The organism is Thioclava litoralis (genome assembly GCF_045278885.1).
GTDB classification, from domain to species: Bacteria; Pseudomonadota; Alphaproteobacteria; order Rhodobacterales; family Rhodobacteraceae; genus Thioclava; species Thioclava litoralis.
The window spans coordinates 1434111-1450366 of sequence record NZ_CP135443.1 but is presented as its reverse complement, the minus strand read 5'-3'; the positions used below and the strand labels follow the sequence as shown (position 1 = coordinate 1450366).

Annotated in this window: 13 protein-coding genes; 3 read left to right on the top strand and 10 right to left on the bottom strand. The window is 59.8% G+C overall.

The annotated features are described in order from the left end of the window. The first annotated feature begins 51 nt into the window (after positions 1 to 51). Complete coding sequence (locus RPE78_RS07095; protein ID WP_406720160.1) at positions 52 to 3156, top strand: valine--tRNA ligase; 3105 nt, start codon at positions 52 to 54, stop codon at positions 3154 to 3156. A 73-nt stretch (positions 3157 to 3229) separates the two neighbouring features. Here the strand turns inward: RPE78_RS07095 and gyrB are convergent, their stop codons facing one another. The 9 genes from gyrB to mutM form a co-directional block, all read right to left on the bottom strand. Further along, positions 3230 to 5680: a DNA topoisomerase (ATP-hydrolyzing) subunit B gene (gyrB, locus tag RPE78_RS07090; protein WP_339108798.1), complete on the bottom strand. Its 2451-nt coding sequence runs from the start codon at positions 5678 to 5680 to the stop codon at positions 3230 to 3232. Positions 5681 to 5784: 104 nt separating this feature from the next. Beyond that, positions 5785 to 6405, bottom strand: a complete 621-nt coding sequence (locus RPE78_RS07085) for a LysE family translocator (protein ID WP_406720159.1) — start codon at positions 6403 to 6405, stop codon at positions 5785 to 5787. Then, on the bottom strand, positions 6402 to 6833 hold the full coding sequence (locus tag RPE78_RS07080; RefSeq protein WP_406720158.1) for a VOC family protein: 432 nt from the start codon (positions 6831 to 6833) through the stop codon (positions 6402 to 6404). The genes RPE78_RS07085 and RPE78_RS07080 overlap by 4 nt, the downstream gene beginning before the upstream one ends. After that, entirely contained in the window at positions 6830 to 7885 is a 1056-nt protein-coding gene (recF, locus tag RPE78_RS07075) for a DNA replication/repair protein RecF (RefSeq protein ID WP_406720157.1), read from the bottom strand. Before recF ends, RPE78_RS07080 begins: the two co-directional genes overlap by 4 nt. Positions 7886 to 7912: 27 nt before the next feature. After that, positions 7913 to 9031, bottom strand: a complete 1119-nt coding sequence (dnaN, locus tag RPE78_RS07070) for a DNA polymerase III subunit beta (protein ID WP_339108794.1) — start codon at positions 9029 to 9031, stop codon at positions 7913 to 7915. 127 nt (positions 9032 to 9158) lie between these two features. Next, positions 9159 to 10556 (bottom strand): chromosomal replication initiator protein DnaA, encoded by a 1398-nt coding sequence (gene dnaA / locus RPE78_RS07065; RefSeq protein ID WP_339109460.1) that lies wholly within the window; start codon positions 10554 to 10556, stop codon positions 9159 to 9161. Between the two features lie 481 nt (positions 10557 to 11037). After that, a complete protein-coding gene (gene rpsT, locus RPE78_RS07060; protein WP_339108793.1) occupies positions 11038 to 11304 on the bottom strand; it encodes a 30S ribosomal protein S20 in 267 nt (88 codons plus the stop codon). 196 nt (positions 11305 to 11500) lie between these two features. Next, positions 11501 to 12277 carry an enoyl-CoA hydratase gene (locus RPE78_RS07055; RefSeq protein ID WP_339108792.1) on the bottom strand — a complete coding sequence of 259 codons (777 nt, stop codon included), beginning with the start codon at positions 12275 to 12277 and terminating at the stop codon, positions 11501 to 11503. An 85-nt stretch (positions 12278 to 12362) separates the two neighbouring features. Continuing rightward, positions 12363 to 13208 carry a bifunctional DNA-formamidopyrimidine glycosylase/DNA-(apurinic or apyrimidinic site) lyase gene (gene mutM, locus RPE78_RS07050; RefSeq protein ID WP_339108791.1) on the bottom strand — a complete coding sequence of 282 codons (846 nt, stop codon included), beginning with the start codon at positions 13206 to 13208 and terminating at the stop codon, positions 12363 to 12365. 86 nt (positions 13209 to 13294) lie between these two features. On the opposite strand from mutM, the gene ubiE reads away from it, so the two are divergent. After that, entirely contained in the window at positions 13295 to 14047 is a 753-nt protein-coding gene (gene ubiE / locus RPE78_RS07045) for a bifunctional demethylmenaquinone methyltransferase/2-methoxy-6-polyprenyl-1,4-benzoquinol methylase UbiE (protein WP_339108790.1), read from the top strand. Position 14048: 1 nt separating this feature from the next. Then, positions 14049 to 15578, top strand: a complete 1530-nt coding sequence (gene ubiB / locus RPE78_RS07040; protein WP_406720156.1) for a 2-polyprenylphenol 6-hydroxylase — start codon at positions 14049 to 14051, stop codon at positions 15576 to 15578. Here ubiB and RPE78_RS07035 read toward each other — a convergent pair whose 3' ends face one another. Continuing rightward, positions 15579 to 16247 (bottom strand): flagellar hook capping FlgD N-terminal domain-containing protein, encoded by a 669-nt coding sequence (locus tag RPE78_RS07035; RefSeq protein WP_339108788.1) that lies wholly within the window; start codon positions 16245 to 16247, stop codon positions 15579 to 15581. Between the last annotated feature and the right edge of the window lie 9 nt (positions 16248 to 16256).

Genomic DNA, 16256 nt, shown 5'->3' with positions numbered 1-16256 from the left:
CTCGCGCCTGCCCCACGTTAAAGAGGGCCAAGCCTTAAAAGGATCAGACCCATGCCGATGGAAAAGAATTTCAACGCCGCCGAAGCAGAACCCCGCATCTCCGCCAAATGGGAAGAGGCAGGCGCCTTCAAAGCAGGCGCCAATGCCTCGCGCCCCGAAACCTTCACCATCATGATCCCGCCGCCGAACGTGACCGGCGCGCTGCATGTGGGCCATGCGTTCAACAATACCATTCAGGATATTCTGGTGCGCTGGCACCGGATGCGCGGCTTTGACACGCTCTGGCAGCCGGGTCAGGACCATGCGGGCATCGCCACCCAGCTGATGGTGGAAAAAGAACTGGCCAAAACCGGCCAGCCGGGCCGCCGCGAGCTGGGCCGCGAGAAATTCCTCGAGAAGGTCTGGGACTGGAAGGGCAAATATGGCTCGACCATCGTGGGCCAGCTGCAGCGCCTTGGCTCGTCCTGCGACTGGTCGCGCAATGCTTTCACCATGGCAGGCGCACCGGGGGACCCGCGCACCGGCCATGAAAACAGCCCCAATTTCCACGATGCCGTGATCAAGGTCTTCGTGGATATGTATAACAAGGGCATGATCTATCGCGGCAAGCGTCTGGTCAACTGGGACCCCCATTTCGAAACCGCGATCTCGGACCTTGAAGTCGAGAATATCGAAGTCGCGGGCCATATGTGGCACTTCAAATACAAGCTGGCCGGCGGCGAGACCTATACCTATCGCGAGAAGGACGAAGACGGGAACGTCACCTTCGAGGAGGTCCGCGACTACATCTCCATCGCGACCACCCGCCCCGAGACCATGCTGGGCGATGGCGCCGTGGCCGTGAACCCGAAGGACGAGCGCTATGCGCCCATCGTCGGCAAGATGGTGCATCTGCCGCTCTGTGACCGTCTGATCCCGATCGTGGCCGATGAATATCCCGATATGGACTTCGGCTCGGGTGCGGTGAAGATCACCGGCGCCCATGATTTCAACGATTATCAGGTCGCCAAACGCTGTAACCTGCCGATGTATCGCCTGATGGATATGCAGGGTGCGATGCGCGCCGATGGCCTGTCCTATGACGACTGCGTAGCCCGCGCCCGCGAGATCGCAGCAGGGGCCGAGGCCGGTGAAATGGAGATCGACAGCCTCAACCTCGTGCCCGAGAAATATCGCGGCATGGACCGGTTTGAGGCCCGCAAGGCGGTGATCGACGATATCAATGCCGCAGGTCTGGCGGTGACCATCGAGAAGATCATCACCGATGACGAGGGCAATGAGGCTGGCCTTTGGGTTCCTTACGTCGAGGACAAGCCGATCATGCAGCCCTTCGGCGACCGCTCCAAGGTGGTGATCGAGCCGATGCTGACCGACCAGTGGTTCGTCGATGCCGAGAAGATCGTGGGCAAGGCGCTGGACGCCGTGCGCGATGGCCGCACCAAGATCATGCCCGAGTCGGGCGAAAAGACCTATTTCCACTGGCTGGAAAACATCGAGCCGTGGTGCATCTCGCGTCAGCTCTGGTGGGGTCACCAGATCCCCGTGTGGTACGGGCTTGACCTCTCGGCGCCGGAATTCCGCGATGACGAGGGCGATGGCGATCTGGACGAGGTTGAACTGGGCCGCCTGCTGAATGAAGGCGGCATGCTGCACCGTGGTGACATCCATCATTGCGCCGCCGATTTCGATGCGGTGACCGAACTCTTCCGCGATGCCAATGCCGATCTGCCCGTGCCGCTGTCAGCGGCGCGTGTCGTTGAAGTCGCCGACCGTAAGGCGGCGATGGAGACGCTGGCGGTATCCTTGGCCGAATATAACGTCTCTCAGGACCCGACCCATCTGGTCTATCCGGTCTGGCGCGATGGCGATGTGCTGGATACGTGGTTTTCCTCGGGTCTCTGGCCGATCGGCACGCTGGGCTGGCCGAATTGGGACGAGAGCACCTCGAAATACTTCCCGACCGATGTTCTGGTCACCGGCTTCGACATCCTGTTCTTCTGGGTCGCGCGCATGATGATGATGCAGCTCGCCGTGGTTGATCAGGTGCCCTTCCACACCGTCTACCTGCACCAGCTTGTCCGTGACGAGAAGGGCAAGAAGATGTCGAAGACCACGGGCAATGTCATCGACCCGCTGGAAATCATTGACGAATTCGGCGCCGATGCGCTGCGCTTTACCAATGCGTCCATGGCGGCTCTGGGTGGCGTGCTGAAGCTGTCGAAAGACCGTATCGCAGGCTATCGCAACTTCGGCACCAAGATCTGGAACGCCACCCGCTTTGCCGAGATGAATGGCGTGTTTGAGGGTGCGCCGGTGGCGATGCCCGCGCCGACCCATACGGTGAACCGCTGGATCGTGGGCGAGGTCGCCAAGGTCCGCGAAGAGGTCGATGCCGCCTTTGACACCTATCGTTTCAACGATGCGGCCAATGCGCTTTACGGCTTTGTCTGGGGCAAGGTCTGCGACTGGTATGTCGAATTCGCCAAGCCCCTGTTTGACGGCGAGCATGCGCAGGAAACCCGCGAGACCATGCGCTGGGTTCTGGATCAGGCCTATGTCATGCTGCACCCGATCATGCCCTTCATCACCGAAGAGCTGTGGGAGCTGACCGGCGAGCGCGCGAAGCTTCTGGCCCATGCCGATTGGCCGACCTATCGGGCGGCGGATCTCGTTGACTCGGCAGCCGATGCCGAGATGAACTGGGTGATCGCGCTGATCGAGGAAATCCGCTCGTCGCGGGCACAAATGGGCGTGCCGGTCGGGCTGAAACTACCGATGATTCTGGCCGAGGCCGACGCCCCTGCCCGTGCGGCGCTGGCCAATAACGAGGCGCTGATCCTCAAGCTGGCGCGTATCGACAGCATCACCGAAGGGCCGATTGGCAAAGGTGCGATCTCGATCCCTGCGCATGGCGCGCTCTTTGGCCTGCCGCTGGAAGGGGTGATCGACGTCAAGGCCGAGAAAGCCCGTCTGGAGAAAGCCTTGGCCAAGATCCAGAAAGAGATCGGCGGGATGGAGGGTCGCCTGAAGAACCCGAAATTCCTCGAGAAAGCCGATGCCGAGGTGATCGAGGAAACCCGCGGCAATCTGGCGCTCCGTCAGGAAGAGGCGGATAAGATTGCCGCAGCCGTCAAACGCTTGGCTGAACTGGGGTAAAACAAAGGGCCGGATCTTCCGGCCCTTCCCTTTGAGAACACCAAAAAAGCGGCCCCGAGAGGCCGCTTTTTATTTAGAAATCAAGGTTTTCAACGTTCAGCGCGTTTTGCTGGATAAAGTCGCGGCGGGGTTCGACCACATCGCCCATCAGCTTGGTGAAGATGTCATCGGCCTCGGCCACATCATCCACTTTCACCTGCAACAGCGTCCGCGCCGAGGGATCCAGCGTGGTTTCCCACAGCTGCTCGGGGTTCATCTCGCCCAAGCCTTTATAGCGCTGCAAGGACAGACCTTTTTCGCCCTCTTGCAGGATCGCGTTCAGAAGTTCCAGCGGGCCGTGGATCAGCTGGTGACGGTCCTTGCGGTGCAGACGGGCGGGCTTGCCATAGATGTCCTGCAGCGCCTTCGTATGCGCGCCAAGGCGGCGGCTTTCACCGGCGCGCATGACCTGACCATCCAGCGTGCGGACCTCTTCGACACCGCGCAGAATGCGGGTCAGGCGCAGCCCGTGATCTTGGGTCTGACGGCCCTGCCAGCCACGCTCGTATTCCAGCGCGACCAGATCCAGACGGGCGGCCACAGCATCCGCCGTGCCCTGCGCGTCATTATCCAGCACGCCCGGCACCATCGCACCGGCGATTGCGGCCTGTTCAAGGATGTGGCGCGGGTAAAGCGTCGGGAAGGTGCCAAGGATACGCTTGATCACGCGAGCCTCTTCGACCACACGCTGCAGGTCATTGCCGACGATTTCTTCGCCCGTGCCCAGCTTCAGCACAGCCCCCTCAACCCCTTGGGCAATCAGATAATCTTCCAGCGCGTTCTGGTCCTTGAGGTAAACCTCGGACTTGCCGCGTGCGACCTTATACAGCGGCGGCTGCGCGATATAGAGATAGCCGCGTTCGATCAGTTCCGGCATCTGGCGGAAGAAGAAGGTCAGCAGCAGGGTGCGGATATGGGCGCCGTCGACATCCGCATCGGTCATGATGATGATCTTGTGATAGCGCAGCTTGTCGATGTTGAATTCATCGCGGCCAATGCCGGTGCCAAGCGCAGTGATCAGCGTCCCGATCTGGTCCGACGACAGCATCCGGTCAAACCGCGCGCGTTCCACGTTGAGGATCTTACCACGCAGCGGCAGCACCGCCTGATTTTTCCGCTCGCGCCCCTGTTTGGCCGAACCACCTGCGGAATCCCCCTCGACGAGGAAGACTTCGGACAGAGCGGGGTCTTTTTCCTGACAATCCGCCAGTTTCCCCGGAAGCGAGGCGACATCCATCGCCGTCTTGCGCCGCGTCAGCTCGCGCGCTTTGCGGGCGGCTTCACGGGCAAGGGCTGCCTCGATGATCTTGCCAACGATCTGCTTGGCCTCGGCGGGATGCTCTTCGAACCATTCGCCCAGCTTCTCGTTCACGAGGTTCTCGACCGCAGGCCGAACCTCGGAGGAGACCAGCTTGTCCTTGGTCTGGCTGGAGAATTTCGGGTCCGGCACTTTCACCGACAGCACGCAGGTCAGGCCTTCGCGGGCGTCATCGCCGGTAAAGTTGACCTTTTCCTTTTTGGCGATGCCTGACGACTGCGCGTAATTGTTGATGGTGCGGGTCAGCGCGCCACGGAAGCCCGCCATATGGGTGCCGCCATCGCGCTGGGGGATGTTGTTGGTAAAGGGCAGCACGGTCTCGTGGTAGCTGTCATTCCACCACAGCGCGACCTCGACGCCAATGCCGTTCACCTCACCGATCATATAGACAGGACTGTCCATCACAGCGGTCTTCGAGCGGTCGAGATATTTCACGAATTCCCGCACGCCACCGTCATAATGCAGCTCGGACTTCAGCGGCTCGGCGGGGCGCTCGTCTTCGACGATGATCCGCACGCCCGAATTCAGGAAAGCCAGCTCGCGCAGGCGTTTTTCCAGCGTTTCAAAGCTGTAATCGAGGTTCGAGAAGGTGCCCTCGGGGTCGGTTTCCTTGTTCGACGCAAGGAAGCGCACCTCGGTGCCGCGGCCGCCGACCTCTTCGCCCACAACATGGACATGCTCGACGCATTCGCCCTTTTCGAAACGGGCCTTATAGATCTTGTCATCGCGCCAGACGGTCAGTTCCAGCCAGTCGGAAAGCGCGTTCACCACCGACACGCCCACACCATGCAGACCGCCCGAAACCTTATAGGCATTGCCGTCGGTATCGGTGTTGTTGAACTTACCGCCCGCATGCAGCTGGGTCATGATGACCTCGGCCGCCGAGACGCCCTCTTCATGGTGCATATCGACCGGAATCCCGCGCCCGTTATCGCGCACCGAAACCGAGCTATCGGCGTGGATTTTCACATGCACATAGTCGGCATAATTGGCCAGAGCCTCGTCGATACCGTTATCGACGACCTCATAGACCATGTGATGCAGGCCCGACCCGTCATCCGTATCCCCGATATACATGCCGGGGCGTTTCCGCACAGCTTCCAACCCCTTCAAAACCTTGATGGAATCGGCGCCATATTCGGATTTCTTGACGTGTTCTTCGGTCATGCCTGCTCGTCCTTATTTACGTGCATGATTTATAGAAGTTTCGGGCCACAATGTCACGCCTTAGCCTCAAGTTTCGGGGCTTTCTTACGGGGGATGCAGGGGCTTCAGAGAAAGGCGATCACGATGGCGACGACAATCATCAGGCTGCCGGCAATGCGGTTCAGGCGGGCCATTGCCCGAGGGCTCGAAAGCAGCCTGCGCACCTGCCCGACACAGGCCGCGAGGATCAGATTGCCGATCATGGGAACAAGGGCCGATAACAGCGCGATGGTGGCCACATCCAGCGCCGTCAGCGCATCAAGCGTAAAAAAGCCCGGCACGACGCCCATATAGAACAGGATCGCTTTCGGGTTGCCCAGAATGGCGACGATCCCCACAAGGAAGCCCGCCCAGCGACCGGGTCGGGTGAGAGTGCTGTTTTTCGAGATGCCTGCCTTGGCATGGCGGATCATCAGGCAGCCCATAACGCCAAACATCCCCACCGCCACCCAGCGCAGGATGTCGAGAAAGCCGGTGACATGGCCCACCACCCAACTCATGCCGACAAGGGCAAGGATCGACCAGAAGGCGTCGCCCAACGCCACACCCAGCGCCAGCGGCCATGCGGCGGCAAACCCGCCCGAAACCGTGCGCGCCAGCATGGCCAGCCAGACGGGGCCGGGCGTCAGGAAGACGACAAGAAGCGCCCCCGAATAGAACAGGGCCTGTTGCAGGGTGATGCTCATGCAGGCAGTCTCAGGCTGCCATCGGCCTCAAGCGGCCAGAAGGGGTTCATCGCGATTTCCCAGACATGGCCATCGGGGTCGGCCCAATAGCCGGAATAGCCGCCCCAGAAGACCTTTTCGGGGTGTTTGAGGGCGGTCGCACCTGCGGCCAAAGCGGCGGCGAAGGCCGCATCCACATCCGCCTCTGTGTCGAAATTCTGGGCCAAAGTGACCGCGCCCGTGCCCAAGGAGGCGCCCTCGCGGCCCTGATCCTTGGCCAGATCATCGCGCCCGAAGAGTACAAGCCCCTGACCATGCATCTGATAGAAGGCCACGCCCTCCTGCTGCGCGGCAGGCACCCAGCCAAGACGTGCGTAAAAGGCGCAGGACGCGGCAAGGTCTGCCACGCCCAAGGTGATCAGCGTGACGCGCTGCAGGGGGTAGGTCATGACACTTCCTCCAGAATCGAGGTCGCGGCATCCTCCAAGACCTGCAAATACTGCCCACGCGGGCCCAAAGCGTCAAACAACGCGCGCTCGGTGCCCGTCATGAACACCTGCGCCTTCAGCGCGCAGATTTCATCGTAAAGCGCAGCACGGCGGGCGGGGTCCAGATGGGCCGAGACCTCATCCAGCAAAACGATGGCCGGTGCCCCGTCGATGGCACGGGCATTGGCCAGCACCAAAGACAGCAAAAGCGCCTTCTGCTCGCCCGTCGAGACCTGATCGGCGGGCATGGATTTGGCGCTATAGATCGCCTGAAGATCGGCGCGATGCGGGCCTTCCAGCGTGCGTCCGGCCGCCATATCGCGGCGGCGGGTTTCGGCCCAGTAAGCCGGAAGATCCCCGACATCATCGCCAGTAATCGACAGATCGGCGGCAGGAAAGGCCGTTTGCGCCGCGTCCTGGGCCTGCGCGATACGAGCCAGCGCGGCGGTCCGCGCGCCACGGATATCGGCTGCGGCCTCGGCCATACGGGCCTCAAGCACCTGATACCAATGGGCATCCCCTGCCCCGTCTTTCAACAGACGATTGCGTTCGCGCATGGCCTTTTCATAGGCCAGACTGGCTTCCGCATGATCGGGAAAGAACGACAGGGTGATCCGGTCCAGAAAACGACGCCGTCCTTCGGGGGCCTCGATCCACAGACGGTCCATCGCGGGCACCAGCCACTGGATACGCACCAGCCGCCCCAAGGCCGTCTGCGGCACAAGTTTCCCATCCACCCGCACCTGACGCGGCTGGGCGGGGGCGGCTTCTGTCAGGATATCGTGACCGGAAAGCTGCGCGGTGATCTTCCAGCCGACAGCCTCTGCGCGGCGCATCAGGTCAGGGGCCTGCGCACGGCGCAGCCCGCGGCCCGGAGACAGCAGGGAAATGGCCTCGAGAATATTGGTCTTGCCCGCCCCATTGGCCCCGAAAATCGCGACAGGGCGTGTATCAGGGGTCAGAACGGCACGACGATGCGACCGGAACTGATAGAGGCTCAGGTCCGATAGCATCGCGGGAATTCTTGAAAAACGCGGATCTTACACACGCATCGGCATGACGACATAGACCGCCGATGTATCGCCACCTTCGCGCATCAGGGTCGGGTCGCCCGAGGAATTGAACAGGAAGACGGCATTCTCGCGGTCGACCTGATTGGCGATTTCCAGCAGGTATTTCGCGTTGAACCCGATTTCCAGACGCTCGTCGGCATAGGCCACGACCAGCTCTTCCTCGGCGGCACCGGCATCGGGCGCATTGACCGACAGCACCAGCTTATCGGCATCCAGCGTCAGCTTCACCGCACGCGAACGTTCCGACGACACAGTCGCCACACGGTCCACCGCCTTGGCGAATTCGCTCGCATCCACTTCCAGACGGCGGGTATTGCCCATCGGGATGACGCGCGTGTAATCGGGGAAGGTGCCATCGATGACCTTGGAGGTCAGCGTGATGCGCGGCGTGGCGAAACGCACCTTGGTTTCCGAGACAGACACCTCGATCGGGGTCTCTTCATCATCCAGCAATTTGCGCAGCTCGCCCACGGTCTTACGCGGCACGATCACCCCCGGCATGCCCTCGGCACCCGCAGGAAGCGGCGCATCGATGCGGGCCAGACGGTGACCATCGGTCGCGACCGCGCGCAGCATCTGGCCTTCTTCGGCGGTGGCCACATGCAGATAGACGCCGTTCAGATAATAGCGGGTCTCTTCGGTGGAGATCGCGAAACGCGACTTCTCGAACAGGCGCTTCAGCTCGCCCGCCTTGGCGGTGAAATTCGCAGTGTAATCCGAGCTGGCCATCACGGGGAAATCCTCGCGCGGCAGCGTCGCCAGCGTGAAACTCGACCGGCCCGCCTCGATCACCAGACGCCCAGACGCCGGATCATCCATCAAGGTCACCAGCGCCCCATCGGGAAGTTTGCGCACGATTTCATGCAGCATCACGGCAGAAACGGTCGTAGCACCCGCCTTTTCGACCTGCGCGGGAGCACGGTCAACCACCTCGATATCGAGATCGGTCGCACGGAAAGAGATCGTGCTTCCCTCGGCCTCGATCAGCACATTGGCCAGAATCGGGATCGTGTTACGGCGCTCGACAACCGATTGCGCTTGCGCGACGGCTTTCAACAGCTCTGCGCGTTCGATGCTGATCTTCATTTCAATCCCTCACGGCTGTCCGGACCGTGACGTTACCATCTAAGACACCGGACACAAGATTTTTTGCGACAATCACTCGCAAAGCCCGACAGGTCAAGAGACCCGCCCGTTTTCCCGCAGATTTTGCTTAGTTTTCCAGAAGACGGCGCAGAAGATCGATATCCTCCGCCAGCTGGCGGTCATCGCCCTTCAGCTCTTCGATCTTGCGGATACCATGCATGATGGTCGTGTGATCACGGCCACCGAACCGACGCCCGATATCGGGCAGCGAGCGGGTGGTCAGCTGCTTGGACAGATACATCGCCACCTGACGCGGACGCGCGATGGTGCGCACGCGCTTCGGCCCGATCATATCGGCCAAGCGGACGTTATAATGTTCGGCCACTTTGCGCTGGATCTCTTCGATGGTGACCTTGCGGTCCGAGGTGCGCAGGATATCGGTCAGACATTCCTGAGCCAGATCGAGCGTGATCTCGCGGCCCACCAGCGAGGCGAAGGCGAAAAGACGGGTCAGTGCGCCTTCCAGCACGCGCACGTTGGTCGAGATGCGATGCGCGAGGAATTCCAGCACGCCATCGGCAATCATCAGGCCCGGATATTGCAGGCGGTAGTTTTCGGTCTTGGTCTGCAGGATACCAAGGCGGAGTTCGTAATCGGTCGGGTGCAGGTCCACCACAAGGCCGCATTGCAGGCGCGATTTGATCCGCTCTTCCAGTTCCTTGATCTCGCCCGGCGCGCGGTCGGCGGAAATCACAATCTGCTTGCCCTGATCGACCAGCGCGTTGAACGTGTGGAAGAATTCTTCCTGGGTCGAATCCTTGCCCGCGATGAATTGCACGTCATCCACCATCAGCACATCGACCGAGCGGAACATCTCCTTGAAATCCATGATCTGACGCTCGCGCAGGGCCTGCACGAAACGATACATGAATTGCTCGGCCGAGAGATAGAGCACGCGCAGATCGGGGCGCTTGGTCTGGAGCTCGTGGGCGATGGCATGCATCAGGTGCGTCTTACCAAGACCGACGCCACCGTAAAGGAACAGCGGGTTGAAGGTCACCACGCCGCCTTCGGCCACACGACGGGCCGCGGCATGGGCCAGCTCGTTCGGCTTGCCGACCACGAATGTGTCGAAGGTAAAGCGCTGATCCAGCGGTGCACCGGGAAGATCATCGTCCTGCGTCTGGGCAAGACGCGGCTTGATCGAGGCAATACGGGGCGAATTGCTGACAGTGGTGGCCTGCGCAACAGGATTGGCGGAATTGGCCGGACGGATCATCGGTGCCGTGGACACGCGCAGATCGATACGTTCGACAATGATCCCGAATTTGCGCAGCTCGTTCTGGATCGCTTCGGAAAAGTTCCGCTGGACCCAGTCACGCATGAATTTCGTCGGTGCTTCAAAGGCGGCGATGCCGTCTTCGACTTCAATGACCTTCAGCGGTGCAATCCAGGTGAGGAAGTTGTTCTTCCCAACGCTTTTCTGGAGTTCATCACAGACCCGCCCCCAAGTATCTTCGGTCATCATTCTTGCCCATTTTTATCACACCATTAGACCAACCTCTCTCGGAAAATACGACCCAACACGCCAAACACATTTTGGCGCGTGGTGCATTTTCTGCACTTAGGACAAAGCTACCCGGCCCGCTAAAGCAGACTTCGACAGAGTCGAAATGTGGGAGGTGGCAGTCCTCCAGCATCGGAATCGCATCTTTCCAGCCTGTATCGTCCGGTTGTTATCCTTGTCGTGGCAGACGTTATTGTCCGGTCCGGCTAGGTTAAGATGCGTCAGTCCCCCGAGGCGACGTTGATCGCTCAGTGAAACTACCCCGCCCCGCTAACGAGTCGCAACAGAACTTCACGCTTGACTCCTGATTGCGTGAATCGAATCTGCCACAAAGATGTCATGTTGCATTTCGGACATATCATGACCTTGAAAACATTATGAAAAACAAAAAAGGCGCCAGAAATGGCGCCTTTTTATCTTGTCTTGAAAAGGGAATCGCTTAGGCGTTCAGGGCCTTCACGCGTGCCGCCAGACGGGACACTTTACGCGAGGCGGTGTTCTTGTGAACCACGCCTTTGACAACGCCACGCATCAGTTCCGGTTGCGCCACTTTCAGAGCTTCCTGAGCCGCTGCGTAGTCGCCCGAAGCAATAGCTTCCTCGACTTTACGGATGAAGGTACGGATGCGCGAACGACGGGCTTTGTTGATGTCGTTGCGACGCTCGTTCTGACGTGCGCGCTTTTTGGACTGGAGCGTATTTGCCATGTGTGTTTCCACTTTCGGGTTTGTTACAATATCTGTTGCACGACAAAACCCGGGCACACCAGTGAACCGGTCGATTCTAGCCTAAGCGGGCTCCACGCGCATGTGAAGGCTGCCTATAAGGCAATTCTGTCCGCTTGGGAAGCCCCAAATGCAAAGCCGGACCCAGAGGCCCGGCTTCAGGAACGAATGGCCGCTCTTATTTGTCGCGGAATTGCGGCTCGCGCTTTTCAAGGAAGGCCGCCATGCCCTCTTTCTGGTCTTCCGTTGCAAAGAGCGCGTGGAACATGCGTTTTTCGAACAGAAGCCCTTCACGCAGCGTGGTTTCGTAAGAGCGGTTGACTGCCTCTTTGACAACCATTGCGGAAATCTGGGATTTTTCGGCGATCTTGGCTGCGGCGGCCATCGCTTCGGAAACCAGTTTGGCGGCAGGCACCACGCGGCTGACCAGCCCTGAACGCTCGGCTTCTTCGGCATCCATGAAGCGCCCCGTCAGATGCATGTCCATCGCTTTGGATTTGCCGACGAAACGGGTCAGACGCTGGGTGCCGCCGATACCGGCGCAAATGCCGAGATTGATCTCGGGCTGACCGAATTTCGCGTTATCGGCGCAGATAATGAAGTCGCACATCATGGCCAATTCGCAGCCGCCGCCCAAGGCATAGCCGGACACGGCCGCAATCACCGGCTTGCGGGTGCGCAGGAAATCCTCGGTCGTATCGCCGAAGAAATCGGCCTTGAACATGCCGACGAAGCCCTTCTCGGACATCTCTTTGATATCGGCACCGGCGGCAAAGGCCTTCTCGGAGCCGGTGATGACAATGGCGCGGACCTTGTCATTCGCGTCAAGGCTCGACAGCGCGTCGCCCAGCTCCCCCAGCAGAACGGAGTTCAGCGCATTCAGCGCCTCCGGTCGGTTCAGCCGGACGAGGGCAACATTATCTTCGATCTCGACGATCAGCGTCTGGTAGGCCATGTGGCAGCGCCTTTCCTTTTCATCAGATCGAAGTCCTAACAAAACCGGCCCATATATCAAGTCAACTCTCACGCCCGTGATGGGTTCAGCGCTGGCAATGCGCACAATAAAAGCTGGATCGCCCCGATTGCACGATACGGAGCACAGGCTGCCCGCAACTGCGGCAGGGCTGCCCCTCGCGGCCATAAACCTTGAACCGGTGTTGGAAATATCCAAGCTCCCCATCCGCCTGCCGGTGGTCGCGCAGCGATGAGCCGCCCGCGTCGATCGCCTCTGCCAGAACCTCGCGGATGATTGCGACAAGAGGCCGCAGCCGCTTCTCGGCAATCTGGCGCCCCTGACGGCGCGGATCTATGCCTGCGCGGAACAGAACCTCGCAGACATAGATATTGCCAAGCCCCGCAACAATCGCCTGATCCAGCAAGAGCGTCTTGATCGGGCTGGCCCGTCCGCGCAGCTTGGTCGTCAGGTAATCCTCGCTCAGCTGGTTGCTGAAGGGCTCCGGCCCCAGTTTTTCCAGCAACCAATAGCTGTCCTCGGCCTCGGTCGGAAACAGATCCATCGCCCCGAAGCGCCGTGCATCGTTGAAGGTGACGCGCCCGCCGCCCTCCATATGGAAGACGATATGGTCGTGTTTCTGGGGCGTCGGGTGGTCGATGACAAAGTCACCCAAAGCCACGCCCGAGACCAGCATTCGCCCCGACATGCCGAGATGGATCAGCAGCGTCTCGCCACGGTCCAGATCGGCAAGGATATATTTCGACCGCCGACGCAACCGCAGCACCCGTGCGCCGGTCAGCCGCGCGGCCATATTCTCGGGCAGCGGCCAGCGCAGATCCGGACGATTCACCTCGGCTTTTTCAATTATGCGGCCTTCCATTGCAGGCAGAAGTCCGCGTCGGACAGTCTCTACTTCGGGAAGTTCGGGCATTGTGATCCCCCTCGCGCATTGTCACTTCTGAAACCGCCCCTATAAGAAGGGATAGATCAGACGAACCTCAAGGGGCCACGGGACAGATGACCGCAGAGCAAAGCAAAACGACCCATTTCGGCTTTCAGACCGTGGATGAAAGCCAGAAGGCCGGAATGGTGCATGGCGTATTTTCGCGCGTGGCGTCGAAATACGATATCATGAACGACCTGATGAGCATGGGCATCCACCGTATCTGGAAGGATGCGATGATGGACTGGCTTGCGCCGCGCCCGGGTCAGAAGCTGTTGGATGTGGCGGGCGGCACCGGCGATGTGGCTTTCCGTTTCCTTGGCCGCGCGCCGGGGGCCACGGCAACCGTCTGCGATATGACCGAATCGATGCTGATCGAGGGCCAGAAACGCGCCGAGGCCGAGGATATGGCCGAGCGTCTGGACTGGATCGTGGGTGATGCGATGGCCCTGCCCTTCGAGGATAACGCCTTTGATGTCTACACGATTTCCTTTGGCATCCGCAATGTGACCCGCGTTCAGGAGGCACTGAACGAAGCCTATCGCGTCCTCAAACCCGGCGGTCGCCTGATGGTGCTGGAATTCAGCCAGATCCCCAATGACCTGATGCAGAAGGTCTATGATCTCTATTCCTTCAACATCATTCCGGTCATGGGGCAGATCGTGGCCAATGACCGCGACAGCTATCAATATCTGGTCGAATCGATCCGCAAATTCCCCGATCAGGACACCTTCCTGTCGATGATCCGCAAGGCGGGCTTCGAACAGGCCAGCTATCGCAACCTGACTATGGGCATTGCGGCGCTGCATTCGGGCTGGAAGATCTGAGATGCGGGGGCCGATCAATATCTGGCGCCTGATCCGTACGGGTGCGACCTTTATCCGCTCGCGCGCCATGCATACCGTGCTGGAGGCGATGGATGCGCCGCCACGTCTGCGGGCAGCGGCCTATGCGATTTCGGCTCCTTTTGCGTGGCTTGGTTATAAAGGGGATCCAAACCTCCCCCCGGTCACGCGGGCGATCACGGCGCTTGGACCCGCATATATCAAGTTCGGCCAGATCCTTTCGACACGCGCCGACGTTGTCGGGCCGGAAATGGCCGCCCAACTGCGTGTGTTGCAAGACCGTCTGCCGCCGTTTTCGACCGCGCTGGCAAAGCGGACAATCGAGGAAGAGTTCGAGCGCCCGATTTCCGAGATGTTTGCAGAATTTTCCGAGCCGGTAGCAGCCGCGTCGATTGCGCAGGTCCATCAGGCAACGTTGCTGCGTAATGGCGAGAAAGTGGCGGTCAAAGTCCTGCGTCCCGGAATCGAAAAAGCTTTCCGCCGTGATCTGGATGCGTTTCATTTTGTGGCAAAGTTCATCGAACGTTTTTCGCGCGCGTCGCGCCGTTTGCGTCCGACGGATGTGGTGAAGCATTTCGAACGCACCGTGATGGGCGAGCTGGATCTGCGTATGGAAGCCGCGCGTGCGTCGCAATTTACCGCCAATACGGCGGGTGATGCAGGCTTTTCGGTGCCCAAGCCCATTTGGGATATGTCGAGCCGTCGTGTGATGGTGCTGGATTGGGCCGAAGGCGTGCCGATGGGCGACCCCGAAGCGATCAAGGCGGCAGGGCATGATCTGGTGGGTCTGTCGGAACGGATCTTGCAGCTTTTCCTAAGCCACGCGTTGCGCGACGGGTATTTCCACGGCGATATGCATCAGGGCAACCTGAAAGTTGCGCCAAACGGTGATATCGTCGCCTATGATTTCGGGATCATGGGGCAGATCGATGAATATACCCGCCGTGTCTATGCCGAGATCCTGATCGGGTTTATCCAGCGCGACTACCGTCGTGTGGCAGAGGTACATTTTGAAGCGGGATACGTACCCGCAGATCGCGATGTGAACGAATTCGCACTGGCACTCCGTGCGGTGGGCGAGCCGATTTTCGGGATGGATGCGAGCCATATTTCTATGGCGCGACTTCTGGCCTATCTATTTGAAGTAACAGAACGTTTCGGGATGCCGACGCGGACGGAGCTGATCTTGCTCCAGAGGTCTATGGTGGTTGCGGAAGGGGTGGCACGCTCGCTCAACCCGTCGCTGAATATGTGGCAGGCGGCCAAGCCTGCAGTCGAGACCTATATCCGCGAAAACCTTGGCCCCAAGGCTGCGTTGCAGGATGTACAACGGGCCGCAAAAGTCATTACGCGCTACAGCTCGCGCTTCCCCGACATGTTGAAAGCCTCGATCGAACGGCATTCCGAACCTCAGGATGCCGCCCCCGCCGATAAACCGCTGCACCCCGCCATTTGGGCAGGGATAGTTGCGGCGGTCTTTGTCGGGGGGGTGGCAATAGGCTTGATTACCTGATCAGCTGGATGGCGTCCGGAGGCCGGTGATATCGGAACTGGAAACCGTTGCGCCAGAGGCCATAACCAGTTCCGTGCCGCTATCGGTGACGCGGGCCTCGACAATCCGCCCGTAAGCCGGAGCCGTTTCGGTCGCGATCAGATCGCTGCCGGAATAGCTTTTCAGTTGGAAGCTATAATTGCCATATGCGGCCGTTGTGCCATCCGATTGCGTGCCGTCCCATTCTACAAAGTCATTGGTGATATCGACGGCACCGCTATAGACGGTGTTTCCATAGCTGTCTTTCACCGTCAGCACCGCAGAATCCGCACCGCTTGCCGGATCGGTTTCGACAACCACCGAGTTGCCGTAATAATAGACAGGCTCTTCCGTCTTGCCGTCCATACCCACCCAATTGGCCAGTTCGGAAATGCCCATCTGTCCGATCGAACCGGCAATCGTTTCCAGCAACTGATTGGTCTGAACCTGCTGCTCTACCCCCGAGAAGGTGGCGAGTTGCACAGCATAATCTGTACTGTCCATCGGGTTAAGCGGATCTTGGTTCTGCATCTGGACCGTGAGCATTTCAAGAAATGTCTGATAGTCCGTGCTTGCAAATGTATCCGCGCTCGCCGTGGTCGAACTGCTTGTCGACGTTGTCGAGGACGTCGCGCTTGTTACGGTTGTCATGAAAAATCC

What these genes read in the sequence shown, in the direction of transcription:
- ubiE (WP_339108790.1), top strand. Translation starts at nt 13,295, where the DNA reads ATGACCGCAGAGCAAAGCAAAACGACCCATTTCGGCTTTCAGACCGTG.
- RPE78_RS07095 (WP_406720160.1), top strand. Translation starts at nt 52, where the DNA reads ATGCCGATGGAAAAGAATTTCAACGCCGCCGAAGCAGAACCCCGCATC.
- rpsT (WP_339108793.1), bottom strand. Translation starts at nt 11,304, where the DNA reads ATGGCAAATACGCTCCAGTCCAAAAAGCGCGCACGTCAGAACGAGCGT.
- RPE78_RS07055 (WP_339108792.1), bottom strand. Translation starts at nt 12,277, where the DNA reads ATGGCCTACCAGACGCTGATCGTCGAGATCGAAGATAATGTTGCCCTC.
- ubiB (WP_406720156.1), top strand. Translation starts at nt 14,049, where the DNA reads ATGCGGGGGCCGATCAATATCTGGCGCCTGATCCGTACGGGTGCGACC.
- mutM (WP_339108791.1), bottom strand. Translation starts at nt 13,208, where the DNA reads ATGCCCGAACTTCCCGAAGTAGAGACTGTCCGACGCGGACTTCTGCCT.
- RPE78_RS07080 (WP_406720158.1), bottom strand. Translation starts at nt 6,833, where the DNA reads ATGACCTACCCCCTGCAGCGCGTCACGCTGATCACCTTGGGCGTGGCA.
- recF (WP_406720157.1), bottom strand. Translation starts at nt 7,885, where the DNA reads ATGCTATCGGACCTGAGCCTCTATCAGTTCCGGTCGCATCGTCGTGCC.
- gyrB (WP_339108798.1), bottom strand. Translation starts at nt 5,680, where the DNA reads ATGACCGAAGAACACGTCAAGAAATCCGAATATGGCGCCGATTCCATC.
- dnaN (WP_339108794.1), bottom strand. Translation starts at nt 9,031, where the DNA reads ATGAAGATCAGCATCGAACGCGCAGAGCTGTTGAAAGCCGTCGCGCAA.
- dnaA (WP_339109460.1), bottom strand. Translation starts at nt 10,556, where the DNA reads ATGACCGAAGATACTTGGGGGCGGGTCTGTGATGAACTCCAGAAAAGC.
- RPE78_RS07085 (WP_406720159.1), bottom strand. Translation starts at nt 6,405, where the DNA reads ATGAGCATCACCCTGCAACAGGCCCTGTTCTATTCGGGGGCGCTTCTT.
- RPE78_RS07035 (WP_339108788.1), bottom strand. Translation starts at nt 16,247, where the DNA reads ATGACAACCGTAACAAGCGCGACGTCCTCGACAACGTCGACAAGCAGT.